General features: G+C 70.2%; 20 protein-coding genes and 1 pseudogene. 5 read left to right on the top strand and 16 right to left on the bottom strand.

The features are described 5' to 3' along the window. Nucleotides 1–20: 20 nt before the first annotated feature. From ABZ845_RS09255 to ABZ845_RS09235, 5 genes are all read right to left on the bottom strand, one after another. On the bottom strand, nucleotides 21–557 hold the full coding sequence (locus ABZ845_RS09255; protein ID WP_360975162.1) for a carotenoid oxygenase family protein: 537 nt from the start codon (nucleotides 555–557) through the stop codon (nucleotides 21–23). Nucleotides 558–662: 105 nt separating this feature from the next. Beyond that, nucleotides 663–2,168, bottom strand: coding sequence for an MFS transporter (locus ABZ845_RS09250; protein WP_360975159.1), 1,506 nt, complete (start codon nucleotides 2,166–2,168; stop codon nucleotides 663–665). 116 nt (nucleotides 2,169–2,284) lie between these two features. Next, nucleotides 2,285–4,294, bottom strand: a complete 2,010-nt coding sequence (locus ABZ845_RS09245; RefSeq protein WP_360975156.1) for an AAA family ATPase — start codon at nucleotides 4,292–4,294, stop codon at nucleotides 2,285–2,287. A gap of 111 nt (nucleotides 4,295–4,405) precedes the next feature. After that, the gene (locus tag ABZ845_RS09240; protein ID WP_360975153.1) at nucleotides 4,406–5,722 is read right to left on the bottom strand and encodes a cytochrome P450, cyclodipeptide synthase-associated; all 1,317 of its coding nucleotides are present in this window, start codon (nucleotides 5,720–5,722) and stop codon (nucleotides 4,406–4,408) included. 417 nt (nucleotides 5,723–6,139) lie between these two features. Continuing rightward, nucleotides 6,140–6,943 carry a rhomboid-like protein gene (locus ABZ845_RS09235; RefSeq protein ID WP_360975150.1) on the bottom strand — a complete coding sequence of 268 codons (804 nt, stop codon included), beginning with the start codon at nucleotides 6,941–6,943 and terminating at the stop codon, nucleotides 6,140–6,142. A 520-nt stretch (nucleotides 6,944–7,463) separates the two neighbouring features. Between ABZ845_RS09235 and ABZ845_RS09230 the strand changes: the two genes are divergently transcribed. Next, a complete protein-coding gene (locus ABZ845_RS09230) occupies nucleotides 7,464–7,883 on the top strand; it encodes a hypothetical protein (protein ID WP_360975147.1) in 420 nt (139 codons plus the stop codon). 109 nt (nucleotides 7,884–7,992) lie between these two features. On the opposite strand, the gene ABZ845_RS09225 is transcribed toward ABZ845_RS09230, so the two are convergent. The 6 genes from ABZ845_RS09225 to ABZ845_RS09200 all read right to left on the bottom strand — a co-directional run bounded on the left by ABZ845_RS09225 (nucleotide 7,993) and on the right by ABZ845_RS09200 (nucleotide 15,071). Next, the gene (locus ABZ845_RS09225) at nucleotides 7,993–9,009 is read right to left on the bottom strand and encodes a hypothetical protein (protein WP_360975144.1); all 1,017 of its coding nucleotides are present in this window, start codon (nucleotides 9,007–9,009) and stop codon (nucleotides 7,993–7,995) included. Further along, nucleotides 9,006–9,353, bottom strand: a complete 348-nt coding sequence (locus ABZ845_RS09220) for a PadR family transcriptional regulator (protein WP_360975141.1) — start codon at nucleotides 9,351–9,353, stop codon at nucleotides 9,006–9,008. The genes ABZ845_RS09225 and ABZ845_RS09220 overlap by 4 nt, the downstream gene beginning before the upstream one ends. 195 nt (nucleotides 9,354–9,548) lie before the next feature. Further along, nucleotides 9,549–12,302: a bifunctional YncE family protein/alkaline phosphatase family protein gene (locus ABZ845_RS09215; protein ID WP_360975139.1), complete on the bottom strand. Its 2,754-nt coding sequence runs from the start codon at nucleotides 12,300–12,302 to the stop codon at nucleotides 9,549–9,551. 4 nt (nucleotides 12,303–12,306) lie between these two features. Then, on the bottom strand, nucleotides 12,307–13,665 hold the full coding sequence (locus ABZ845_RS09210) for an ABC transporter permease (protein WP_360975136.1): 1,359 nt from the start codon (nucleotides 13,663–13,665) through the stop codon (nucleotides 12,307–12,309). Next, nucleotides 13,662–14,603 carry an ABC transporter ATP-binding protein gene (locus ABZ845_RS09205; RefSeq protein WP_360975133.1) on the bottom strand — a complete coding sequence of 314 codons (942 nt, stop codon included), beginning with the start codon at nucleotides 14,601–14,603 and terminating at the stop codon, nucleotides 13,662–13,664. The genes ABZ845_RS09210 and ABZ845_RS09205 overlap by 4 nt, the downstream gene beginning before the upstream one ends. Before the next feature lie 345 nt (nucleotides 14,604–14,948). Further along, nucleotides 14,949–15,071 carry a hypothetical protein gene (locus tag ABZ845_RS09200; protein WP_360975131.1) on the bottom strand — a complete coding sequence of 41 codons (123 nt, stop codon included), beginning with the start codon at nucleotides 15,069–15,071 and terminating at the stop codon, nucleotides 14,949–14,951. 105 nt (nucleotides 15,072–15,176) lie between these two features. On the opposite strand from ABZ845_RS09200, the gene ABZ845_RS09195 reads away from it, so the two are divergent. Further along, a complete protein-coding gene (locus ABZ845_RS09195) occupies nucleotides 15,177–15,323 on the top strand; it encodes a DM13 domain-containing protein (protein ID WP_360975128.1) in 147 nt (48 codons plus the stop codon). 168 nt (nucleotides 15,324–15,491) lie between these two features. Here ABZ845_RS09195 and ABZ845_RS09190 read toward each other — a convergent pair whose 3' ends face one another. Both ABZ845_RS09190 and ABZ845_RS09185 read right to left on the bottom strand, forming a co-directional pair. Further along, nucleotides 15,492–17,555 (bottom strand): discoidin domain-containing protein, encoded by a 2,064-nt coding sequence (locus ABZ845_RS09190; protein ID WP_360975125.1) that lies wholly within the window; start codon nucleotides 17,553–17,555, stop codon nucleotides 15,492–15,494. A gap of 333 nt (nucleotides 17,556–17,888) precedes the next feature. Next, nucleotides 17,889–18,023 (bottom strand): annotated as a pseudogene (locus ABZ845_RS09185) (TetR family transcriptional regulator); the annotation flags it as partial. 711 nt (nucleotides 18,024–18,734) lie between these two features. Here ABZ845_RS09185 and ABZ845_RS09180 point away from each other — a divergent pair. Next, the gene (locus tag ABZ845_RS09180; protein WP_360975122.1) at nucleotides 18,735–19,034 is read left to right on the top strand and encodes a hypothetical protein; all 300 of its coding nucleotides are present in this window, start codon (nucleotides 18,735–18,737) and stop codon (nucleotides 19,032–19,034) included. A gap of 75 nt (nucleotides 19,035–19,109) precedes the next feature. On the opposite strand, the gene ABZ845_RS09175 is transcribed toward ABZ845_RS09180, so the two are convergent. Then, nucleotides 19,110–20,414 (bottom strand): MFS transporter, encoded by a 1,305-nt coding sequence (locus ABZ845_RS09175; RefSeq protein ID WP_360975119.1) that lies wholly within the window; start codon nucleotides 20,412–20,414, stop codon nucleotides 19,110–19,112. Between the two features lie 211 nt (nucleotides 20,415–20,625). Next, complete coding sequence (locus ABZ845_RS09170) at nucleotides 20,626–20,973, bottom strand: VOC family protein (RefSeq protein ID WP_360975116.1); 348 nt, start codon at nucleotides 20,971–20,973, stop codon at nucleotides 20,626–20,628. 214 nt (nucleotides 20,974–21,187) lie between these two features. On the opposite strand from ABZ845_RS09170, the gene ABZ845_RS09165 reads away from it, so the two are divergent. Then, nucleotides 21,188–22,564 (top strand): FAD-binding oxidoreductase, encoded by a 1,377-nt coding sequence (locus ABZ845_RS09165; protein ID WP_360975113.1) that lies wholly within the window; start codon nucleotides 21,188–21,190, stop codon nucleotides 22,562–22,564. A 155-nt stretch (nucleotides 22,565–22,719) separates the two neighbouring features. On the opposite strand, the gene ABZ845_RS09160 is transcribed toward ABZ845_RS09165, so the two are convergent. Further along, on the bottom strand, nucleotides 22,720–23,940 hold the full coding sequence (locus tag ABZ845_RS09160) for a cytochrome P450 (protein WP_360975110.1): 1,221 nt from the start codon (nucleotides 23,938–23,940) through the stop codon (nucleotides 22,720–22,722). A gap of 181 nt (nucleotides 23,941–24,121) precedes the next feature. Between ABZ845_RS09160 and ABZ845_RS09155 the strand changes: the two genes are divergently transcribed. Then, entirely contained in the window at nucleotides 24,122–25,309 is a 1,188-nt protein-coding gene (locus tag ABZ845_RS09155; protein WP_360975107.1) for a cytochrome P450, read from the top strand. Nucleotides 25,310–25,329 lie beyond the last annotated feature (20 nt).

Genomic DNA, 25,329 nt, shown 5'->3' with positions numbered 1-25,329 from the left:
CCTCTGCGCTGTGGATGATCTCACCCTTGGCGTCGGAGACGTAGTACATCAGGAACGGCGGGAAGGGGGAGGAGCCGAAGAAGTGGAGTTCCCCCCGTCGCCGGGTCCTCCTTGGGGTGCGCGGTCATCATGCCGCGCAGCTTGCCGTCGAAGTCGAAGGCGCCGACCGTCTCCAGTTCAGGGGTGAGCTCGAAGGGGAGGTTCGCCTCGCACAGCGCGAGCAGCCGCCCGCCGTGCTCGATGATGTGGGTGCCGGCGACGCTGGCGGTCAGGTCGGGGCCCTTCTCGGTCATGTAGGGGGCGCCCTCCAGGGCGGGGGTGTGCACCCAGCGGTTGCGGTACCACTCGGCGCGCCCCTCGCGCAGCCGGATGCCGTGGACCATGCCGCTGCCCTTGAACCAGTGGGTCGGGGTGACGCCCGGCTTGGGGTTGTGGCCGTTGCGCAGCAGGCGGCCGGTCAGCTCGGAGGGCAGGGTGCCCTCGACGGTGAGTTCGGTGGCGGTGATCTCGTCGGCGACGGGGGTGAAGTGGCCGGTCAGATAGGGCTTGGTGGACATGTTCGGTCCTCGTGGCTCGTGGGTGTCGTCGTACGTGCTGTGTGGTCCTGGAGCGACTGCTCGGCGCTGCCGCTGCGGCCGACGGCCGAGTCGAGTGGCCGGGCGTCAGGCGGCGGGTGTACGGCGGGTCGCCCGGCCCTGCCGGGGAAGCGTGGTGGGGTCGGCCGCGGTGGGCGTCCGGCTTCCGTCGGCACGGCCCTTGCGGCGGGTGAGCGGTACGGCGAGGAGCGCGGCGACCGCCATGGTCGCGGCGCAGACCATGAAGGCGGTTCGGTACCCGGCGGTGAGCGCCTCCAGGTGGGTCCGGTGGGTGGAGGCATGGGCGGTGACGGAACCGGCCAGGGTGGCCAGAGCGGCGAGGCCGATGGCACCGCCTACCTGGCGGGTGGTGTTCACCAGTCCGCCGGCCAATCCCGTGTCCTGGGGCGGGACGCCGTCCACGGCGAGCGCGGTGAGCTGGAAGAAGGCGAAGCTCAGGCCGAGGCCGATCAGGGCGGTCGGGCCGAGCACCTGGCCGAGGTAGCTTCCATCGGCGCTGATCCGTGACAGCCACAGCAGGCCCGCGGCCGTGGTGAGCAGGGCCGCAGACACGGTCGCGGTGGCGCCGATGCGCCGGGAGACGCGCGGTGCCAGCGAGGCCCCGATGATATTGGCCGCCGCCAGGGGGAGCTGGCCCACTCCGGTGGTCAAGGGGCCCATTCCGAGCACTTGTTGCTGGTAGAGCGGCAGGAAGAAGAACAGGCCGATCCACACGGACCCGAGCAGCGCCATCAGCAGGTTGCCTGCCGCGACCCGGCCGGTGGTGAACAGCTGCGGTGGCAGCAGCGCGTTCGGCCGGCGAAGCTCGATCACGACGAAGGCTCCGAGCAGCACGGCGGCGCCGAGCAGGGCTCCCAGCACACGGGCATCCGTCCAGCCGGTGCCGCGTGCTGTGGTCAGCCCCCAGACCAGGCAGGTCAGGGCAACGGTGACGGTGGCGGTGCCCAGCAGGTCGAACTTCCCGGCCGCGCGGCCGGCCGACGGGGGCACGAGAGCCGCCACGGCGACAAGTACCAGCACGGACCCGAACGCGACGGAGTGGAAGATCCAGGGCCAGCCCCACGCCTGGGTCAGGGCACCCCCCAGCAGGACACCGCCCGCGCCGCCCCCGGCGGAGACCGCTCCCCACACCCCCAGAGCTCTGCCGCGCCGGGGGCCGGACGGGAACAGGTCCATGGTCAGGGCGAGCGCGGCCGGGGCTATGGTGGCGGCACCGAGGCCCTGGGCGGCGCGGGCGGCGATCAGCGTCTCCGGGGAGACCGCCAGACCGGCCCCCAGCGACGCCGCGGCGAACAGCCCGAGACCGGCGATCAGCACCCGGCGGCGGCCGAGCAGGTCGCCGGCTCGCCCGCCCGCCAGCAGCAGCGCCCCGAACGCCAGTCCGTAAGCGTTGACCACCCAGGTGGTGCCGCCCTCCGACAGGCCCACCCCGGCGCGGATCTGCGGAATCGCCACGTTCACGATCGAGGTGGCGAGCATGACCGTGAACTGGGCCGCGGCGAGCGCCGCGAGCACGGGACCCGGCCGAGGGGCGGGCGGCGCCTGCGCCGTCTGTGTTCGTTGGAGGTTCATGGCGCACAGGTTCGTGCGGGTCGGTGTCCAGATTCCAGGCCCGGCAGTGACTGGAACTGTCCATTCCTGCTCGCACCAGTCCAACGGATCCCGCCGACCGGGGAGGCGGCCTCCGGCTACGAATCCTCGACGGGGCCGTGCAGTTCCCACTGCCACAGGGCCTCGCACAGCAGGTCCAGGCCCTGGCGCAGATGCCGCCTGTAGGTGCCGAAGGGAAGCCCGATACGGCGGGCAGCGGCTTCCTGCGTGGGCGCACCGGAGAAGTAGCCCGCCACCAGGGCATCGCGGGCCCGCACTCCGCGTGGTTCATGGGCGAGGTCGTCGACGGCCTGGCGCAGCAGAGCGCGCAACTCCTCGACAGGATCGGTGAAGTCGGCCGCGAGACGCGCGCGCATCAACGCACAGGCGGCGAACGCACCCGTGTCGCGCCAGTGCGTCAGCGCTTCGCGCACGGCCTGGTCGAACGTCGTACGCGAGAGGGGTGACGGTCCCGACTCCAAGGGCTCGTCGGTGGTGGATATGAAGCGGCGGAGCCAGGTTTCCACGGGCTCCCGGCGCCAGTCGACGCCGAACACCCCGTAGGTGTGCGCACCGACTTGCGGGCGCGCCCCGGTGTCGTGGAGTGTCCCCTTGACGCGCTCGGCCCATGCCTCGGCGTCCCGCCAGACGGCGAATCCGTAGGCGCGGCCGCGGGCACGAGCGGACTCCGCCTGGGCGCGGGAACTGCTCAGGTCGATGACGCGCGAGGGAACCTGGTAGCGCTCCGGGTAGACCGAGAAGCGGCTGATGCCGATGTGCTCGCCGGGGCTCACCGGCGCGGTGGCGTCGGTGTACTCCCACGCCGAGGCCACGACGGGATCGGTGGCCAGGTCCTGTGGATCGGCGGGGGCGGGGAGGGCGAGCCGGGCCGTGAACGCGACGACGCGGCCGGTGCTGACGAGCCGGTAGACGCTGAAGGCTCCTGGCTGGCGCTCGGCCCAGTAGCGGACCAGTTCCGCGGAGGCGGCTCCCTCGGCCTCCCGCGCCATGCGCAGGACGACATCCATGTCCTCCGGACGCAGGGGACGGTCGTGCACTTCGTCCTCGCGGGACCAGGTGCGCAGTCGTGCCAGGGTCTTCCCCTCCCGGAAGAGGTAGAAGAGTTCGTCGGTGACGGTCCACACCCGTTCGTCGGGTGCCTCGCGCAGCAGGCGCAGATATTCGTCCGCCAGGCGCTGGCGCATCGTCTCGAAGGCGTTGGGCGCCCGCCAGCGCAGGTCGGCGGCCAGCGTCTCGCGGGCGGCATCGTGGGGGTGGAGCCCCCGATGCGTGGACTCCATGAAGGGCAGATCCCTCAGCCAGGAGAAGAGATGATGGGCGTCCTCCTCGGGAAGCACCGCGGCGAGTAGCTCCTCCGACGTCGAGAAGGCCTGTGCCGCCACCTCCAGTGCGCGGCGGTGGGCAGCCGTGGGCACCTCACCGATCAACCCCGTCAGCAGGGTGCGCAGGATGTCCGCCGAGGGAGTCCAGATCTCCTCCCTGCCGCAGCCCGCCGATCCCGCGGCTGCCGCCAGGGACAGGGCCAGCGGGTTGCCTCCGGCGAAGCGGAGCACCCGGTCCCGCAGTTCGGGCCGTATCCGTGCCGCGGCCAGCAGGCTCAGGGCCTGATCCTCGGAGAACGGCTCCAGTTCGCTCACGTGCAGGAGCCCGCCCCAGGCGGGGTCGGCGGTCCACTGCGGCTGCGGAGCGATCCGTCCGGCCAGGACGACCAGGGTGCTGTCCGCGGCGCGGGGCAGGAAGTGGTGCCACAGCCAGCTCTCGAGCCACTGGCAGTGTTCGAAGGAGTCCACGACCAGGACCGTGCCGGGAACGTCCAGGAAAGGATCCGCCGCGCGCTCGAAGTCGGCCGGGTCCCGGCTGACGAAACGGCCGTCGAGTTCGACGAGCAGGCGGCCCGCCGCACGGGCGTGGTCCGCCAGACGGCGCAGCAGGGTCGACTTCCCGATGCCGCCCGGCCCGAACACGTAGAACGCGAACGGCGCCTGCGGATCGCCGGCGAGGGCGTCGGTGAAGCGCTCGAGCTGCTCGTCCCGGCCGATGAAGGCCCGCACTCGCGCACTGCTCAGTCTCTCTCCCACGGACACCATGGCGGCTCCCGCTCCTCTTTGTTCCGCAACGGACTTCGCCGCCCCCCGCAGCCGCCGATCCGTTAGATAGCGTCAAATCTGTTAATGATTCTAACGGTGAAGCCGGGCTTGTCAGTGACCCGTGTCACTTCCGGTGGCCGTGACAGCGGAGGACTTCGACCTCGGGGGGACGAAGTCCAGGGACAGGGACGCGGGGCCGCGGGTGTACAGACCGGTCTCACGGTAATGGAAGCCGGGGCTGTAACGGACCTGGTCGAGCAGGGGGAGGAGCATCGCGGAGACGGTCTCGATCTGGGCACGTGCGAAGGCCGTACCGACGCACTGGTGCAGTCCGGTACCGAAGGCCAGGTGCTGGGCGGCGGCGGTGAAGGAGCGGGCGGTGCCCAGGTCCGGACGGTGGATGTCGAAGGTGTCCGGGGCGGTGAAGGCCTCCGGGTCGCGGTTGGCCGCGCCGATCATGCAGAAGACAGTGGCGCCCGCGGGGACGGTGGTCCCGTCGAACACCGCGTCCCGCTCCGCCTGGCGGGGGATGAGCTGGACGGGCGGGGTGTAGCGCAGGGTCTCGGCGATCGCGGCGGGGAGCAGGGTCAGGTCCTGGCGGACATGCGCCATCTGCTCGGGGTGGTCGATGAGGTGTTTGAACAGGAGGGCGAGGGTCTTGTCGGCGGGCTCGGTGGCGGCGGCGAGGACGTTGATGATCAGCGCGGTGATCTCGCGGTTGCTCATGGCGATGCCGTCGAACTCGGCCGTGCACAGCTGCGATATGAGGTCCTCGCCGGGGTGTCGGCGCCGCTGTTCGATGACGGGGACGAGGTAGGCCTCAAGCTGCTCGGCGCAGTCCAGGCAGTGCCGACGGCGTTCGGGGGTGAGGACGATGCTGGTGATGAACTCGGCGACCCCGCTGTGCCAGGCGGCCACCTGCCTCCAGTCCTTCTTGTCCAGGCCGAGGACATCGAGTGTCACGTACACGGCGAACGGCTTGCCGAAGTTGTTGACGAGGTCCAGCCGGCCCCGGTCGAGGAAGGGCTCGATGAGCTCGGCGGCGTTGGCGTGGATGACGCGTGTCTGGTCCTCCAGGGCCCCTCCGGTGAACCCCCGGACGACGATCTTCCGCTTGGCGGTGTGCTCGACCCCGGTCATCTGAGCGAGCACAGGACCGCGCATCACCGGCTCGGCCCGTACTTGCAGCGTCTCGGTGCTGAACGCCTCATGGTCGGTCAGCACCCGTTTCACGTCCCGGTAGCGGGAGAGGAAGTAGCTGTCGATCGCCGGCTCGTGGTGCACCGGCGCCTGCTCCCTCAGCCACGCGAAGGAGCGGTAGGGATCGGCGGCGAAGTCCTCGGACAGAACGCTGAAGCCGGAACCGGCCGGCGTGCCGTCACCTGGGGACGCCGCTTCGGGGCTCGCAGAGCCGGGGGAGGCGGACATCGATCGTGCACTCTCCTTCATTACGCGGTTATGAGACATCGCCGAGAAGGCTCAGATGGTCGTCTTTTGATCCCGGCCGAAGCGATTCCGTCCGGGACGCCGTCTTCGCGCATCGCGTTCGCGCGAGAGTGAGCCACGGAAGGGGTCGAGCTGGAGCCCGCTTGAAGCTCCAGACGGTGGAACGACGGCGTCGGTTGTGCCGGTCGAGAACTTCTCAGGCGCGTTCCGGGGTGGAGGCGCGAAGACCGGCATCGCGTCGGCCGCCTAAGAGGACGTGCTCCTTTGCCGCCTCGGCGACGGAAAGTGCGGGTGGCGGTGAAGTCGACGGGCTGCTCGCCGTGCCGGTGACACTCGGCGAGGTGAGGCCGCTCAGGGAAGTGAACGGCGGCCTCCCGCACCGACGCATGCCCATGGCGGTCACGCGCGCTTCGACCGCGCGGTCGGGGAGTCCTGGGCAGCCGTGCGGGTGAGCCTCGTTTCGCCATCCGCGTTCGAGGTGCTCACGCCCGGAGGCGGCCCGTCGGCGGGTGCGGCCCCGGCCTGTAGCCGCCGGAACGCCAGGACGGTCACCAGCGCGAAGCCGAGCGTCGCCGCGATCAGATGGCCGATCGTGGTGAAGTCCGGGAGGGGGCCGGTCCATTCGAGACCGCCGAGGGGCCAGGCGAGTACGAAGACCGCCCAGGGAAGACGGCCCCGGCGCGGCAGGGCGAGTGTGCCGACCGCCAACAGGGTCTGGGCGCCGTAACTGATCCCGTAGTCCAGCTCCTGCCGCACGGTGGCCGGATACCAGCCGTGGCGCAGTGCAACGGTGATGACGACAGCGGTGAGCAGGGTGGCGGCCACGTGCCCGCCGAGGAACACGGCTACGGCGCGCGGCTTTCCCCACCGGCGCTCCGCCCAGGCCAGGAAGCAGCACACGCCGAGGCCCAGGGTGATCAAGGTCCCTATGAACTCGAGTGAGGTGACATCAGTGAGCGTCCCCTCGAAGAACAGCACGCTGCCGAACAGCGCGACCACCGGGTGATCCCGCAGATTGTCCAGGTTGGTGCTGAGGTAGCCCAGAACGGTGGCGGCCCGCCCGGCGGACAGCCCGTAGCTGACCCAGGCATGGCTGACCAGGAGGAGGCAGACATAGGCGAGGGTCAGCGGAGCGCGGCGCGGGTACGCCCGGACGGTGCGGAATATTCCGCCCAACGGGCCCCGAGAAGACTGATGGTTCATGCTGATGGTTTGTCCAGGGCGGCTGACGGCGAGGAACGGCGAGGTGCTGATCCTTGCGCTTGGGGTGCAGTGACTGGGTGGTGCAAAACGGGGCAGCCGATCCGTCGACGAGGGCGTGTGCATCGCCCTGGCCTTGGTGGCGTCAATTCCAGCGCAGCGTATCCGTCGTGACTGTGGCAGGCGGATTTCTTGCCCGTCGGTGCAGAGTTCTTGCCCTTCTGTGCAGGGCTCGTGCCGCCGGGGTGTCGTGTGTCGTCGATCGCCATGGCTCCGCCATGCCGCCGTCCTGGGGAGCCGGGCCCCGCGGAGGCGCACCCCCGGCACCGGTGCGGCGGTCATGCCCATGCCCATGCCGACGGTGCGGCCTCCGTGATCGCGCCCCCGGCTGTTACAAGACAGCGACATGGCGCCGATGAACGCATTGCTTCGCCGCGTCGTCGTTTCTAGTGACTGCATCAATCGGTATGTAGCTCTCCTTTAGTGCGAAGCACTGTTTCATCGAAGAAATGGACACAACGTGATGATCTCGAAGCGTCGCTCCCTGCGCATGGCCGTCGTCGGCACCCTCGGCGCGGCCTCCCTCGCCCTCGCGGGCACGGCCATGGCTGCGGCCTCCCCGGCCCCGCACACGGCGTCCACCGCCGCCGAGCACAAGGCCCCGGCCGTGAAGGCCGCCATCACCGCGACGCCCTCGGCGTCCTCCGTCGGCGCCTGGCAGCTGTTCCGGGTCACGGGCAAGACCACCGGTCTGAAGGCGGGCAGCGCGGTGACCCTCCAGCAGAAGCAGCACGGCAAGTGGGTCACCCTGCCCGCGTCCGCGCCCGTCTCGCACACCGGCTCCTACTCGCTCGGCGTCAAGCTCGGCCTGAAGGGCAAGAACGACCTGCGCATCGTCAACGGCACCACGGCCTCGCCCGTCTTCAACGTGACGGTCCGCTGAGCTGAGCCGTCATCACGCATCGGTACTGCAGGCCGGTGCCCGCCCTACGGCCCGCTCGTCGCCGTGGCCCCCCTGCCCATGGGGGCCACGGCGTTCACGGCTCTGGCTGTCAGCTGCCGGGAAGCCGCGCGGGAGCGGGCCCGGCGGAGCGCTTGCGCCGCAGGTGCCAGGCGAGGAGTGTCAGCTGCGTCGCCAGTGCGACCGCGGCCAGCACCGTCAGCCAGAGCGGCCCTTCGGAGGCGAGGCCGGCGGCCAGGTAGCCGACGAGAATGAGCGCGAGCAGTGCCGCCTGGACGTCCTTGCGCATCCACCACCGCGTACGGGGTGCGGTCTGTCCCTCGGCCAGCCTGAGCGCATGCAGCTCCACCGGCCCGAACTCGTCCCCGGGGTCGCGCCCGGTCGCGATGAGGTGGTGGGCGGCCTCCCTGGTCAGTTCGGTTGCCTGGGCGTGGGAGAGTCCGTGCCGCTCCTGAAGCAGCCGGGGCAGTTCGATCAGCCAGTCCTCGGGCCGGGTCTGTGATGTCATGCCGGGTTCCTCGCGGTCGGGGGTCGATTCATGGCGTGCCGCCGTCCACAGCAGCAGTAGGCCCAGTACGCACAGCGCCGGGGCGGGAAGCCGGCCGAGGGGAGCGGTGGGCAGGTGGGTGAACGCCGCGGCGGCCAGCAGTACCGCCATGGCGGCGACGGCGCCCCACCCGGTGGCGGCGTGGAGCCGGGAACCCGCCAGGCTCGCCGTCAGGCAGGTGCTCAGCAGGGCGACGCCGGTGAGCGCGCCGCCGGCCAGTGCGGCGGGGGCGACGGTCGGCAGGGTTCCGGACCAGGCCCAGACACAGACGCCGAACGCGAGCGTGGCGAGGCCCGTCTGTGCGAGCGCGACGCGGAGGTGGTCCGCGCGGGGCGAGCCGTCCCAGCGCTGGTGCGCGCGCTGCTCGGGCGGCAGGCGATCACGGACCACGGCGGCGGCGTACTCCTGCGGAGTGCCGAAGGCGTCCTCGGGCTTCTCACCGCTCTGCGCGCAGTGCTGGTCCACCTCGTCGAGCACCGTGTCGGCGGTGGCCGTGTCCACCGACCGCGCCGCAAGCGCCAGCCGCACCCGGGCCTTCCACCGGGCGTCCGCGTCCGTCACGGCTCCTCCTTCGTTCCCTGGCGCAGCAGGTGGTCCATCGAGCGGGAGAACTGCTGCCAGTTCGCGGTCTCTTCGAGCAGTCGCGCCCGCCCGGCGTCAGTGAGCCGGTAGACCTTGCGGCCCGGCCCCCCTTCCCCGGGTTCCCAGCGGGCCTCCACCAGCCCGTCGGTCTCCATGCGGCCGAGCACCGGGTACAGGGCGCCGCCGCGGACGGTGCCGAATCCATACGCGGCCAACTGCTGCACCAGCGCGTATCCGTGCTGATCGCCGTGTGCCAGTACGGCGGCGAGTGCCAGGGGCAGCACACCGCGCAGCCAGCCGGACGAGGGCTCGTGCACAGGCATCCCCCGTAGTCACCCCTGCTCTCTACTCATGAATCCCGACTAGTTCGATTTCAGGGTAGTGCTCACGCGGTTGAGTTGTCCAGGAAGCGGGCGTCGGGCCGACGCGGACGCGCCCTGCCCGGAGGGGAGTCGACAGAAGGGGCCCCTGGCCGGCGGTGACGCCGGCCAGGGGCCCCTTGACGCGAACGGGCTGCGTCAGCCGTCGGACTCCGACGACGGGATGTAGGCGCCCGGCACATCGTTGGGCGCGTAGATCTTGCTCTCACCGGGATAAGGCTTGGTCCAGTTGTGCGTCTGGTACCACGTGAAGTGGTTCATCTGCGCGGGATTGGCGTAGTCGGGCACGGCGTTCGGTCCGGTCAGCCGCTGATGCGACTCCCAGGCCTTCCACTGCGCCGCCACGTTCTGCTCGGCCCCGGGCACCGTCACGGACGTCGGCGCGGGCGCCGCCTTGGCGTCCTGCGGTGCCGGGGTGTCCGTGCCGCAGGGGGGCTGGGGGCTCACCCCGAGGGTCAGCGAGGTCCGGTTGGGCACCGCCGTGAAGGGAGTGTTGTCCGCGTGCCGGGTGAACGCACCGGACATCGGGGTGGCCGCGCTGTCCTTCTGGTTCATCGGGTGGATCCCGAGGATCTGCTCGACGGTGCGGACCATGGTGATCTGCGAGTAGTAGTGGCTGTCCACGGTGCCGTGCCTGGCCCAGGGGCTGATGATCTGGACCGGGGCACGGTGGCCGTCGACGTGGTCGAGGCCGGCCTGGGAGTCGTCCTCGACGACGAAGATCGCCGAGTCCTTCCAGTACTTGCTGTGTGTGATCTCGTCGACCATCCTGCCGACCGCGAGGTCGTTGTCCGCGACCTCGGCGGCAGCGTTCGCCGGACCACCGGTGTGGTCGTTGGAGAACCAGAACATGTTCAGGTTCGCCGGACCGTTCTTCTCGAAGTCCTGCTTCCAGATCTGGTACTTGTAGACGTCCGGGACGTTGAGGTCGAACAGCGGGAACCCGGGCACCGACACCTTGTTGAGCGACGGGATCGCCGAGCCCGTCTGAATGGGGTAGGCGGTCTTCTGCCCGGTCGCGTCCATGTTCTTGGCGTCGCAGTACAGGTTCTGCCAGGTCGCGCCGGAGGGCTTGCTCTCGGACGACTGGAACTCGCCGAAGTCCTTGACGGACTTCCCGGCCGCCTGCGCGCCGGTCCAAATGAACCCGGACTTCTGGTGGCCGAGAACGTCGTCCTCGGTGTCGTAGCTGCGCGTGTACTCACCGGCCGAGGACTCGGTGTACTCCGGGTTGTCGGCCTGCATCAGCCAGTTGTGACCCTCGGCGGAGTTGGTGCCGATGTCGTAGAAGTTGTCGTACAGCCCGAACTGCTGTGCCAGCGCGTGCTGGTTGGGCGTCACGTTCTCGCCGAACTGCGTCAGCGAGGCGTCGCCGTTGCCCTGCGGCAGGTCACCGAAGACCTGGTCGTAGGTCCGGTTCTCCTTGACCAGCAGGAAGACATGCTTGATCGTCGAGGGGTCGCCGAGCCGCACCGGGACAGGCACCGGCATCGCGTGGCTCCTGCCCTGGGCCAGCTTGACCGAGCCGGCACTCCAGCCGTTCTGCTTGAAGACCTTGGCCGTCTGGGACCTGATGACCGTGTCGTCCGGCAGCGTGAACTGCGTCAGGCTGGACGTCGTGTCGTGGGTGCCGTGACCGGCGCTGTCGGGGCGGCGGGCGTCGACACCACGGGTGTTGGAGACCACCACGTGCTTGCCCACGGTGGCGATCTCCGCGGGGAAGTAGTCCGTCGGGAGCAGTCCGACGTAACTGGCCGGCTGCTGCGGGGAGGTGTACCGGTAGACCGCGACCGCGTTGGCGCGGCCGAGCGTCACCAGCAGATGACCGTCGTCGCTGAGCGTCACCGCGTTGGGTTCGTAGCCGACACGTGCCTCCGGCCACGGCTGGGTGGCGATGGTCTGCACGACCTTGTCGTTGGCGGTGTTGATGACCGACACGTTGTTGTCGGCGGTGTTGGTGACGAACACCGCCCCCTTCTTGGCGTACACCGCGGTCGGGTGCAGGCCGACCTCGATGCTCCTGACGGGGGCGGAAGCGTCCGTCAGGTCGATCACGCTGACCGTGCCCGTGGTGGCGGCAGCGGTGTCCGGGTCGGCCGGTACCTGGGTGCCGTAGGAGTTGATCGTGGTGTCGCCGGCCTTGGCCGGACGCCCGCCCTCGTTGCTGACATAGAGCTTGCCGCCGGCCATGGCGATGCCACGCGGAGCGTTGCCCACGGCCCAGCTCTGCTTGACGGCCCCGGTCGCCGCGTCGATGGCGACCACGCGGTTCTGGCCGTTGACGGCGGAGTACACGGTGGAACCGTCGGCCGAGAACACCGCCGCGCCCACCAGCGCGTGCTTGGAGCCGTCGGCCGGGATCGAGACGGCCGTCGGGTTGGAGAGGGTGCCGTCCGGGTTCACGGTGAACTTGGTGTAGCCGTCGCTCTGGCCCAGCCACAGCTGCGAACCGTCGGGCGAGTACGTCGGACCCTCCTGGCCGACGGCGCCGCTCTTGATGCGCAGGTCGTCCTTCGAGTTGGTGCCGACGCGCTGCTTCACCTGCCCGGTCCCCAGGTCCATGACGACCAGCGACGCGTCACCGTCGGCGACCGAAGCCGCGAGATGGCCCCCGTCCGGGCTGACCGTGGACGACATGATCTTGCCGTCGTCGATGACCGTGCGGCTGCCGTACGGGGCTATGTACTGGTCGTCGGAGACGACCTGGCCGTTCGCGGTGACCTGGCCGACCTGCTGGGTACCGAACTGATGCGTCTGGGCCACAGCGGTGCCCGTGACGGCCAGGGCGACAGAGATACCCGCCGTCACCAGCAGGGTCCGTCGACCGATGCGTCTACCGAAAAGGCTGATCTGCTCCTTCTCGCTGAGACGGCGTTGCCGTGTTACCTGCATGGAGTTATCCCTTCGAGGTGGAGTCGAGCAGTTCGACGTTGCCGTCGAACTGCCAAAGCGGGTTCGGCGCGTCCCCGGTCGGGGTCCGCACCAGGAAGTAGCCGTTCACTTCCTTCGGTCCGTCGCCATCGGCGACGAACCGCCCGTCTGAGGTGACGTCAAGCTGGTAGACGGCCGTCCCGGCGGCGGAGGCGCCGGGGAGATGCCAGGTGACGACGCAACGCCAGTCGTTGCCCGCCCCCTGGGGGGCGACTTGGCCGTCACCCTTGTTGCACGCCGCCGTGACCCGCAGCTGCGCCTCGGTGACGGCGGGGCGGTGGAGCTGCTGGGTCTGCATGCGGTAGAGGTGCGCGAATGCCGTGGCGAGTGACCGCTGGACCTTGTCCTGCTCGATTCCGGAGCCCATCGACGGGGTTGCCACGGCGACCACCGCGACGGTGAGGGCGGCCACGGAGACCAGCGGCAGGAGTCCGGAGGTGATCGCGCGGCGCCCGGAACCGTCGTAGGCCGGGTTGGTGAAATCGCGCCTGACGAAGAGCAGATACGCCATCGCCGTCGCGAGCACGGCCCACACCAGGCTGACCACGATGCCGATCAGGAGCGGGCCCAGCTGTGCCGGGTCGGCGAACAGGCCGTTCCAGGAGATGAAGGCGTATCCGGGCAGGGCCAGGCGCACGGCGACGGGAAGCGGCAGCATCTGGGCGACCTGCATCGCGAGCGCGACGACCGGGGGAAGCAGCAGTCCCATGGGGGACCGACCCAGCGCGACGGACCCGAGCAGTCCGATCGCGGCCAGGGCCAGGGTCGGGGCGAGGGCGCAGACCCAGGCGAGAAGGACCTTGCCGGCGGCGTCCCCCGGCGTCAGCAGGTGGGCGTCGAGGCCGACCAGCGGCTGGTCGCCGACCGACACGAGCCCGCCGACCGCGCTGGAACAGCCCAGCCCTGCGACGAGCAGCAGGATGACGGTGAGGCTCGCCAGTGCCTTCGCCGCGAAGATCCGCCTGGGCGAACGGACCGCCACGAGCAGGTGGCGCCAGGTGCCGAGCCGGTCCTCGGAGGCGAACACGTCACCTGCGACCACCGAGGTCAGCAACGGCAGCGCCCATGTGCCCGCGAAACCGAGTATCACCAGCGGGCCGGCCCACCCCGTGGCATGCATCCAGCGGCCGAAGAGCGTGTCGGCGGGGAGGGTGCTCTGCCCGCTCACTCCGGCGACGAAGAGCCCCGGCGCGATCCAGCAGGCGAGGACGAGCAGGCGGATCCGCAACTGCGAGACCAGTTTGACCAGTTCGAAGCGGTATCCGCGCGAGACCGAGACGGGGCGGGCGGCGGCAACGTCGTCCTCGGTGATGGTCGCGGTCATCGGTCGGTCTCCTGTTTCTCGGTCAGGTCGAGGAACGCGGCCTCCAGCGGCGACATCACGGGTGCGAGCTCGCGCACCGCGATCCCCGACCGCACGAGCCGCGCCACCAGTTCGTCCAGGGCGGGCACCAGCGCGCGCACGACGAGCACCTCCGCGTCATGGCGTGCCCCGGTGTCGTCGCCCATGCGGATCCCGGCCGTTTCCGCAGCCAGCCGGTGCGCGGCCTCGGCGTCGGAGGTGCGCAACCGGTAGTCGAGTTCACGGTTCTCGGCGGCGAGTTTGCCGGGCGGTCCGGAGAACACGACCCGTCCGGTGGCGAGGATGGTGACCTCCGAGCACAGTGCCTCGAGGTCGTCCATGCGGTGGCTCGAGAGCACTACGCCGGTTCCGCCCGCCGCGAGCCGGGTGAGGACACCGTGTACGTGCCTCTTGCCGGCCGGGTCGAGGCCGTTGGAGGGTTCGTCGAGCACGAGAAGCCGGGGCTTGGTGAGCAGCGCGGCGGCGAGACCGAGCCGCTGACGCATGCCGAGGGAGAAGCCGCGGGCCCGGTCGTCGGCGACATCGGTGAGTCCTACCTGGGCGAGGACCTCGTCGATCCCCGCGATCCGCGCGTCGTGGCCGCGCAGAGCGGCGAGCGCGGCGAGGTTCTGCCGGGCGGTGAGCGAGGGGTAGAGACCGGGCCCGTCCACGAAGCCCGCGACACCGTCAGGAGCGGCGAACGCACGCCCGGCGGGCGTACCCAGGATCTCGAGTCGGCCGCCGTCGGCGACTGCCAGGCCCAGCAGCAGGCCCAGCAAGGTCGTCTTGCCGGCGCCGTTGGGTCCGACCAGGCCGTGGATCTGCCCACGCCCCACATCCAGATCGACGCCGTCGAGTGCGACGACGTCGCCGAAGCACTTGGTGATCTCGCGAGCCCGGACTACGAGGCGTGTGTCCATGAGTCCCTTCCTTCGAAATCCGCAGCGACCCTAGGGAGGACACACACCCCTGACGCAGACGGCGGGTTGAACGCTCGAGGAACGGATCGTCAAGGCGTCGGCAAGTCCTGCGCCTGAGCAGTCGGCATCCAGCCGGTCGCGGAAACCCGGATCCGCGCCCGCCTTCTGACTCGGACGGCCGCACGACGACCCAGGTCAGGACCGATCACGCCACAGGAAATCATTCACGGCGCCCCGGCCGCCGCCCTTCCGGGAGCGCATCGACCCCCGGGCTCTCAACGCCATCACTACGCCGTGAGCGGTGCCGGCACCGACATCGACCCGGGGCCCGTCGGTGACCTCGCGTCAGGGCACCACCGTTTCGCCGGCGATGCGGGGCTTGCCCTCGCCTGCCGCGTTCCAGCTGCACATGAAGACCTGGAAGTGGTGGCCGGGTGTCAGGCCCGTGATGCGGCGCAGGGGGCGCACCGTGGGCGCGTAGCCGAGGTCGCGACGGGGCGAACGTCGCCTGCCGCGGCACTGGAAGAGAACCCTGGCCGGGACATGAGGCCACGGGGCAAGACCGTTTGCCCGATGGGGCACCACCATCCCGCTCGACGCGACCAGTACTACCAGCTGTCCGCGGACGTGGACCTGGCGAAGCACGGCAGCGTCAGCAGCTGGTGCAACCGCTTCGGCGTCTCCTTCGGCGCGGCGAAGCCGGGGAAGGCGGCCGCGTAGACCGAAGGCGCGATGAACATCTTCACCACGTCAACATCGCCGCCGTATCACTCCGTGTGAACGGCGTCGGACGACCGATCCGGCCACAGCCGTACGGAGCCGAGCCGGCGCACCGGCATCCCCGGTACGGTGGGGAGGCCGGTGCGGGCGCACGGGCGATCGCCGCTGTCAGTCGCTGTGGACGCCGACGTCGTAGAGCGAGTAGCCCCAGCCTGTGCCGCGTTGCAGGCCGTGCACGCGGACGTAGCGGGCGGGGGTGCCGCTGAAGCGGGCGGTGTCCAGGCCGCCGTCGCCGGTGGTCGTGGACCAGACGGTCTGCCAGTTCGCGCCGTCGGTGGACAGTTCGATGCGGTACGACTTCGCGTACGCGCGCTCCCAGTCGAGGGTGACGCTCCCGACCCGGTGGGTGGCGCCCAGGTCGATCTGCAGCCACTGGTCGTCGCTCCAGTCGCTGGCCCAGCGGGTGTCCCGGGTGCCGTCGACGGCGCGAGCGGGCGCGTAGCTGACGAACGGGTTCCACTCCGTCGAACTGGCCGTGGCCGGCGCCCCTTGGGCCAGATCCACCGATGCCTGGTGGTGTTCCGTGGCTCCCCAGGTGTCGAGATAGGACTCGGCGCCGCGGAACAGGTCGTCGACCACGCTCTGACCGCCGACCTTGCGGATGTCCTCGATCCAGTCCGGGACGAGGCCGTGGTGCGCGGCTCCGTCCGTGTTGAAGTCCCAGGTGCGCTGCCCCGTGGTCTGCCGGTCGATGAGGGAGCCGCCGTCGACGCTGCGGAACGGGTAGGTGACCTTGTTCGGGGCGTCCGCGCCGCGCGGTCCGGGCCAGCCGCCGACGCCGTTCATGTCGGTCCCGAAGCCGTAGCCGACGCCGTACTTGTCGCGCAGGGCCTTGGTGCGGTTCGCCTCGGCGATGAATTCCTCCGAGCCGTGCATGTACTGGGCGATGAAGCCGCCGAGGCCGTAGACCCGGTCGGTCCAGTCCATGTCCATCCAGCTGTGCGAGGAAAGCACGCCGGGGTAGGAGGCGGACTCGAGGATGTCGAGCACGCGGCCGACGCCCTTGACGCTCATGTGGTCGATCTCGAGCATCATCTTGCGCTTCATCATGCCGCGCACGGCGTACTCGCCGAGGTCGGTGAGCCCGCGGCTGTTGCACTGGGCGTCCGCGCCGTACGACGGGACGCTCACGCCGGCCGGGAGCTTCGCCTCGGCCTCGGGCGCCGCGGCCGACCCGATGGGATTGTCGTGCTGGGGACCGGTGCACTTCTCGGTCTTCCAGAAGGTGCCGGTGGACAGGAACTGCCCGACGTTGATGGCGGTTCCGAGCGTGCCGGAGTCGAAGCGTACGCCGCACAGCGCGTTGTCGAACTTGTGGCACAGGAACATGCTGCGCACGCCCAGCGAGTACAGCTCGTCCAGGCCCCGGTCGATGTCGCCCTTGTCGCACTGCGGAATGTCCAGGATCATCTTGCAGCCGAAGGGTTCGGAGGTCTCGACCCCGAGGACGACCGCCAGCTTGCCCTGCTTGATGACCTCACGGGCCTGGGCGCTGTCGGTGACGATCCGGAACCAGCCCTTGCCGGGGCCGCCGTACATCTTGTCGACGTAGGCCTGGAGATCGTAGGTCATCCTGGCCTGGAGCCTGAGCGAGGTCATCTCGTCGCAGCTGCGGTCCTTGAAGAAGTACACGGAGCAGATCACACCGTTGGTGACGAGGTCGTTGACCAGCACGCGCTGGCCGCCGCGCCAGGCGCGTTCCACCCACGCGTAGTAGTTCTGCTGGTGGGTGAGCGAGTCGTGGGCGGGCCAGTCCTTGAAGGTGGGCCAGCCGACCGGGTCGTGCCGGCCGTCGCCGCCCTTGGTGATGAAGTCGAAGATGGCGAGGGAGCCGTCGGGGTAGTGCTCGGGACAGTCCTTGAGCGCGTCGGCGATACCGGCTTCGGAGAACACCTTGCCGCAGATGAGCCGGCCGCCGAACGCCTCGTTCGCGAACAGGTGGTCATGGGCGTCGACGAAGCCGCGCACATGTCCGTCCGCGTCGGTGCCGGTGAACGGCTCGCCGGTGACATTGATCTGGGAGTCCGGCGTGGGCCGTGCGACCGGGTCCCACCAGTCGCCTCCCGCCGCGGCACTCGGGGTGGGGCCGAGGGCGAAGGACAGCAGGAGGAGCAGCAGCGACACGAGGGTGACGTGCTTGCGTCTGCGGTACGGGCGACTGGTCGGGGTCACGGCTCACGTCCCTCGGTCGGCGGGATGAGCGGTCGACGCTCCAGGCCGGGCGACGCCCGTGGACTTGGCCTGAGATTGTCATGTTCACCGCGAGATACGCCACGAGGATCGTCGTCGTCGCACGTCGAGTCAAGAGGAACGCACGGCCCGGCTCCCCACGCCGCTCGCGCGGCGGTGCGCTTCTCGGCGCCGGTCGTTCCCCGCACTTCGGCAGGGTGTGCTGTTCGGCGTCGTCCGCGTCCGACCGGTCGGACGCGGACGACGTTCGGCGGGGGTTCGGCTCCCCGCTCTCGGTCTTGCCCCGGTCTGAGGACCGTTTGCGAGGTGCCCCGGTCAGCGCACGAGGGGAAGGAAGATCGTGTCGACGATCTCTTCGAGGACGTGGTCGGGCGCGGGGGCGGAGGTCGTGAGGATTTCGTGGCGCGGCAGGTCGAAGGGCAGGGACTTGATGCGATCCGTGAGGTGTTCCCTCACGCGCGTCGCCCAGCAGATCGGCGGCTCGGTGGGCACCGCCGTCCCCGCCGTCATCCTCCAGCACACCGCCGGGGGCGCCCGAACCCCGGGGCCCTCGCCGACGGCTACGGCGACGCCTTCTGGTGGCGGTCGCGCTCACCGCCGTCGCCGTACCGCTCTGCCTGCTCCTGCCCGGCCGTCCCAAGCCGCCGTCCTGCGCCGACAGGTCCGAACCCGCAAGCGCCGTCCAGGTCTGAGGCGTGCTTCGGCGTGCGAGCGGCGTCACCGATGGCCCGGCCTGCGAAGCAGGGCTGCGGCGGCAGCCGTTCCAGGGGGAGCACGGGCGGGCGCCTTCCCGTCCGTCACCCATGCCAGAGGTCGGCTGCTGAAGGGGACAGTGCCCTGGCCTGGGTGTAGCCCGCGCGGGCGGCAGCCGGTCGGCGTGTGTCGTCCGCCATGTTGCCTGGCACCGCCCCCTCGCCCTGCTCCTGGACGGCCTTCGCGCAAGCCCGGCCGCGCCCCCGCTGCCCGCGCGGGCCCTCACCCTCCGCCCTCTCGGCACAGTGTTGCTCAACCTTGGTCCGCACAGGCGGCGTTGACCGGTTCCAGGCTCACCCGCTCGGTGCTTTTCAGCCCACGCGGCCGGTGACGGGCTGGGGGCTGAGGAACTCCACGGTTCTGACTTCCGCCGAGCCTGGCCACGCCTTCGAGGCGGTCTGGGATGCCATGTCGAGTCCGGAGCAGACGGGCTATTGGCGCTTCTTCGAGGCGTACGGATACGCGGTCCGCGACCCCCAGCGCTACCCGGAATTCCTCAACGGAATCGTCCACGACTGGCTCACGCTGATCGGCGACCACCTCGTCGCGGTCGGGGCCGTCGGCCGGGAACACGCTTCCGCCGTCGCGACCCTGTCGCTCGCCGCCTTTCGCGGCCTGCTCCTGGACCTGGTCGCAACCGGCGACCGCGAACGCACGACGGCGGCGGCTCGGGCCCTGGCCGCCGCGCTGGTTCCACCGAGGCTGTGAGCACGTGCTGAGCCGGGCGCGCGAGGTGAGCGCGGGGCGCGGGCCCGGCACGGCACCAGGAACCCGCGCTCGTCATCAACTCGTACCGACCGGGGCGGACGCGGGCGCGGGCCGGGGGACGTCGCGCATGTGGCGGAGCGGGGAGAAGAACACGAACCAGCCGGCCGCCCAGGAACCGATGAACGCCAGACAGAGCGCGGGCCGCACCCCGATCAGGGTGCCGAGTACCCCGCCCAGGACGCCGCCGAGCGGCAACGTGCCCCACACGACCCAGCGGACGGCCGCATTCATCCGGCCCATCATCTCCGGCGGTGTCACCGATTGCCGGTAGCTGAGCTGGGCGATGTTGTAGACCATCCCGGAGAAGTACGCGATGCCCCAGCCCAGCGGGAACAGCAGCACTCCCCAGCCCCGCCAGGCAGCGGCCGCGATGACCTGCGGCGCGCTGAAGACCAGTACCGACACCCAGATGATGCGCGCCGAGCCGACCTTCTTGGCGAGCCGGCCCGCGAACGCTCCCCCGGCGATCCCGCCGATGGCCGCACCCGCCATGATCAGCCCGGTCAGCGCGGGACGCACGTGCAGCACCCGGATGAGGAAGACCATCGCCAGCGCCGAATCCATGCCGTTGAACAGGTTCGCGGTGCCCGTGCACGCCACGACCCTGCGCAGAATGCTGTGCCCGAAAACGAACTTCAGTCCTTCGGCGATACGGCGCCGCAGCGTCTCGTCCGCCGAACGTGCGGGCGGCGGCTCCTCCCGGGCCCTGATCCCGAGGACCGACAGGACCGAGACCGAGTAGGAGAGCGCGTCGGCCGTCATCGCCCCCGCGGCGCCGAACAACCCGACCAGCCCGCCGCCCAGACTCGGTCCGCCGAGCTGCGCGAACGCCTGGGTGGTCCCGAGCTTGCCGTTGGCGCTCATCAGGTGATCGGCGCGAATGAGTGACGGAAGATAACTCTGGTACGAGACGTCGAAGAACACCGAGCACACACCCGCCGCCAACGCGACCACGTACAGCTGTGCCATCGTCAGGACGCCGAAGGCCGCTGCCACCGGAACCGAGCCGATGATCACCAGACGGAGAACGTCGCAGACGATCATGATGGAACGCTTGGCGGCGCCGTCCACCATCGCACCCGCCGGCAACGCGATCACCGCGAAGGCCAGAGTGGTGGCCGCGGTCAGCAGTCCGACCTGGAACGTGCTCGCGTCGAGCGCGACGAGCGCGAGCAGCGGCAACGCGACCTCGGTGACCGCCGATCCCATCTCACTGACCGTCTGGCCACTCCACAGCAGCAGGAAATCCGGCTGACGCCACAGGCTTTGACCATCAGTCTCCGACCCGACACCCTGTGCGTCCTTCGCTACATCCGTCACGCCGCCGACTCCGCTCTCAGATCCATGGCCACGACTATGCCGCTGGTTCCCGCAGCGCGTCAGTGGTGCGACGAGCAGGGCGCATGCATCCGATGCGCGGATCCGCATGCGAACGCGACGGCCCGCAGGACCGTGCCCGCACTGCCCGGCTCGGGGCCGAGCAGGACCAAGGAGTGGCCGGGCGGAGCGCCGACGCGGCCGTCCGGCCGCCTCAGATGTGGCTCAGGACGTTGACCACGCGGCCGTCGGGGTCGCGGACGAAGAAGCGGCGCACGCCCCACTCCTCGTCGCCCAGCGGATGGACGATCTCCGCGCCGCGTTCCCGCATGGCGGCGTACACGGCGTCCACATCCTCGACCTCGATGCTCATGTCGGGGATGACCGGCGCCGTCTTGTCCTCGGTCATCAGACTGACCTGGACGGCGGGATTTTCGGGGGACGCGAGGGTCATGATCCAACCGTGGTTCATGACTTCCACGAAGCCCAGGACTCCGTAGAACTCCGAGCTCTTGCCGAAAGACTGCGACGGGAGGTTGGGAACGACACGGCGGACGTGCATCTCGCGGCTCCGGTGGTCGGGTCGGACGCGGCTGAGGACCGCACCAGCCTAGCCCTCGCGACGTCGGACCGCCCGAAGACCGCGCGCGAGATCTGTCCGCAGAGCAAGACCGGCGCGGATCTTTCCGGGGTCTGTCCCCTCTCGGCCGCAACACCGCGTACGGGAATTGAATGGCCCGGCAGAAGCCAGGAAACCCACCCGTGCGGGAGACGCGATGCGGTTGACCACGTCCCAGGGCGCAAGCGTGCCGGAAAGCGCCGTCACCGAGCTGCGCGAACGGCTGCGCGGCCCCGTCATCACCGAGGACGACCGGGAATACCCGGCCGCCAAGGCCATCTGGAACGCCTACTTCGAGCGCCGTCCGGGCGCGATCGTACGGGTCCAGGGCGCCGCCGACGTGATCACCGCCGTGCGGTTCGCCAAGGAGCGCGACATCCGGCTCGCTGTCACCGGCGGCGGCCACTGCTTCGCGGGCACCGGCAGTTGCGAGGGCGGTCTCGTCATCGACACCTCCGCGCTCAAGGGCATCGGAGTCGACCCCGGCCGGCGTACCGTGCGGGCCCAGCCCGGCCTGCTGCAGGGCGAGTTCGACGCCGAGACGATGCACTTCGGGCTCGCGGTGACCGGCTCGCAGGAGTCGTACATCGGCATCGGCGGCATGACCCTGGGCGGAGGGCTCGGCTGGCTCGGCCGCTACCGGGGGCTGCTGGTGGACAACCTGCTGTCCGCCGACATCGTGCTCGCCGGCGGCGAGGTGCGCCGGGCGAGTCCGCAGGACGACGCCGATCTGTTCTGGGCGATCCGCGGAGGCGGCGGCAACTTCGGCGTGGCCACGGCCTTCGAGTACAAGCTCCATCCCCAGGGTGACTGTCTGGCCGGGCTGCTGGCCTTCCCGGTCGCCGAGACCGGTGCCGTGGCGCGTCGGCTGGGGGAGTTCAACCAGAGTGCGCCCGACGCGTTGACCACCTCCTTCGCCTTCCTCACCGTGGACGGGGAACCGGCGGTCGGCCTGGGTTATGTGCACGCCGACACCTCGGCCGGAGCCGAGGAGGCGGTGGCGCCGCTGGCCGGACTGGGGCAGAAGCCACTGCTCAACCACGTCGGCCGGATGCCCTACCTCTCCGTGCAGCGGATGCTGGACGACAACACGGTGGCGGGCCGCCGCCTGTACGCGCGCTCCTTCCACCTGGCCGAACTGCACCCCGATGCCGTGGAGATCCTCGGCGACGGCTATGCGAGCAACCCCTCGCCGCTGTCCCTCGTCGGCGGCGGCCTCATGGGAGGTGTGATGGCGCAACTGCCGCCGGAGGCCACCGCATTCCCGCACCGCGAGGGATATCTCGTCAGCGTTCTCAGCCAATGGGAGGACGAGAGCGAGGACCAGCAGAACATCGAATGGACACAGAACGTATACGAACGCGTCCTGCCCTACACGACAGGCGGCGTTTACGTGAATCACCTCGGCGACGACGGCCCGCAGCGGGTGGCCGACGCCTACGGCGTGAACTATCCGCGTCTGCGCACCCTCAAGGCGAAATACGACCCGGAGAACCTGTTCCGGGTGAATCACAACATTCTTCCCGCCGACTGACGCGGGCGCCGGCCGTGACCCCGTGGGGACACCCCGCATTCAGCCGGCGCGGCATGTGGCGAGCGGCCGGCGGGATCCGCGTCCAGCGGGCTCGTCGACCGCTCCGCCCTGTCGGTGAGTCTCGGCGGACCCGCACCGCAGCGCTGCGACCGGCCTCAGCGAACCCGCACCGGGACGCTCCGATAGGCGCAATAGGGGAAACGAAAGCCGCCTCCGCTCGGCTGCCAGTCCGCCGGCCCCGCGGGCTGAAATTCCCCGAACCGGCCCAGGAGCCGCCCGAAGACCGCCGTCCCCTCCACCCGGGCCAGCATGGCGCCGAGGCAGTGGTGGACCCCGCCGCCGAAGCTGAGGTGCGGATTGGGGTGCCGGCCCACATCCAGCCGGCCGGGCTCCGCGAACCGCCGCTCGTCGTGGTTGGCCGAGGCCAGCAGCAGGACCACGACCCTGCCCCGGCGCAGGGTACGCCCGCCGACCTCGACCGGTTCCAGGGTGAGCCGGGTCGTGGTGTGGATCGGCGCGTCCCAGCGCAGGAACTCCTCCAATGCGGTCGGCAGCAGTGAGCGGTCGGCCCTCAGCCGGGCCTGCTCGCCCGGATGGCGGGCCAGGACCGCGCAGCCCGTCGCGATCAGGTTGGTCGTGGTCTCGAAACCGGCGTAGTAGAGGAACAGGACGTTGTCGACGGCTTCCTCCTCGGTCAGCCGCCAGTTCCCCTCCCGCGCCGTGGCGATGGCGGTGAGCAGGTCGTCGCCCGGCTCGGCCAGGCGCCGACGCAGCAGGGCACGGAAGTAGTCGCGCAGCCAGACGACCGCCGCGTGCGCGGCGGCTCGCTCCGCCTCCGGGATGAACACCGCGAACGCCTTGGAGACGTCGATCGAGCGCTCCATGACCGCGGCGCGATCCTCCTCGGGGATGCCGAGCAGGGCGCTCATCACCAGCACCGGCAGCGGCTGGGCGAGATCGCGGACCGCGTCGAACCTCCCGTCCGTCACGGCCCGTTCCAGCAGGTCGTCGGTCATGGCGGCGATGGGCTCGGCCAGGGAGCGCGCCACCGGAGGGCTCAGGGCGCGGGTCAACAGCCTGCGCAGCCGGGTGTGTTCCTCGGGGTCCCGGTCGATGACGATACGACGCAGAAAGTCCACGGCGGGCCCCGGACCCACCGAGAGGTTCTGGAACTCCTCGGGAAACTCCCTGCCGAGCCGCCGGTCTCGCAGCAGGGCCGAGACCTCCGCGTGGCGGGTGACGACCCACTGGGCCGGTCCGCCGCGGCACAGCGGCCCCCGTGCACGCAGTTCCCGGTAGACCGGGTACGGATCGCGCAGGAACTCGGGGTCGTCGAGGACGAACCTGGGGAGTTGTGTGTCCATCGCCTCGGTCACAGGGCAGAGGATGCCTGGTGGGCCATGCATTGACGCGGGATTTTGAAAGGGGTTGGACAGAGAATTACGCGACCACCGGAATGTTGTTCCCGGGCGCCGTGCGCGTTGCCGCGCGGTGGTAAGGTGCGCGCGCTGCAGGAATTTCTCGACCTGGGGGAGCGGAATGCCTTTCGATCTGCCCATGAAATTCGATTCCAGGGACCCCGCGGTGCTTCAGAACCCCTATCCGATCTACCGTGAGCTGCGTGACTCCGGGGGATTGAGCAGAGGTGGCCCCGGCCAGTGGGTGGTGAGCCGTTACGACGATGTCGCGCCGCTGCTGCGTGATCGTCGGCTCAGTCATGAATATCCCCCGGAGTATCACGAATTCAGCACGGGAGAAGGTCCGGCCCAGAGTTTCTTCCAGCGGATCGTCCTGGACCGTGACGCACCGGATCACACACGGCTGCGCCGGCTGATGGCCCAGGCGTTCAGCCCGCGGCTGATCCAGCAGATGCACGGCTATGTGGAGCGGAAGGTCGGCGAACTGCTCACGCCGGCGCTGGAGCGGGGCACGTTCGACGCGGTCACCGAACTGGCCTTCCCGCTGCCGGTCTCCGTCGTGTGCGAGCTGGTCGGCATCCCGCCCGTCGACCGGGACTTGGTGCGGCCGTACGCCATCGATCTCGCCAAGGCGTTCGCCCTGTACGTGCCCGAAGAGGACCGGGCGGCGGCCCACGGGGCGGTGGCCTGGCTGCGCGAGTACATCGGCGAACTGCTGCGCGGGCGACGTGCGTCGCTCGGTGAGGACCTGCTCTCCCGGATGATCGTGGCCGAGGACGCCGAGCAGCCGGGTGGTCGGCTGACCGCGGAGGAAATCGTCGACAACACGGTGTTCCTGTTCTTCGCCGGGTTCGAGACCACCACCAACCTCATCGCCACCAGCGTCGCGGCGCTGGTCGACCATCCGGACCAGGCCGCCCGGCTGCGCCGCGACCCGGAGTTGCTGCCGGGCGCGGTGGAGGAGTTCCTGCGTTTCGACGCGCCCATCCAGGCCACCGCCCGTCTCGTGCGCGAGCCGGTGGAGGTCGGCGGGCGGACCGTGCGTGCCGGGCGGGTGCTGGTGCTCCTGCTGGGCTCTGCCAACCACGACGAGCGCCGGTTCGCGGCTCCCGAACGGCTCGACGTGGGCCGTGCACCCAATCCTCAGCTGAGCTTCGGCGGTGGCGCCCACCACTGCCTCGGTGCCCATCTGGCCAGGATCGAGGGGCGTGCGGCGATCGGCTGGCTACTGCGGCACGCCCCGGCGCTGAAGGCGGCGGGAGAGGTCGTGCGCAGGCCGAGTGTCACCTTCCGGTCCTACCGCAGCGTGCCCGTCGCGCTGCGCTGAGCCTGACCGAAACACAACTG

It is taken from the genome of Streptomyces sp. NPDC047022, from assembly GCF_040644155.1.
Classification (GTDB): Bacteria; Actinomycetota; Actinomycetes; order Streptomycetales; family Streptomycetaceae; genus Streptomyces.
Note: the sequence above shows the minus strand (reverse complement) of the source record. Positions and strands in the feature narration are given on the sequence as shown.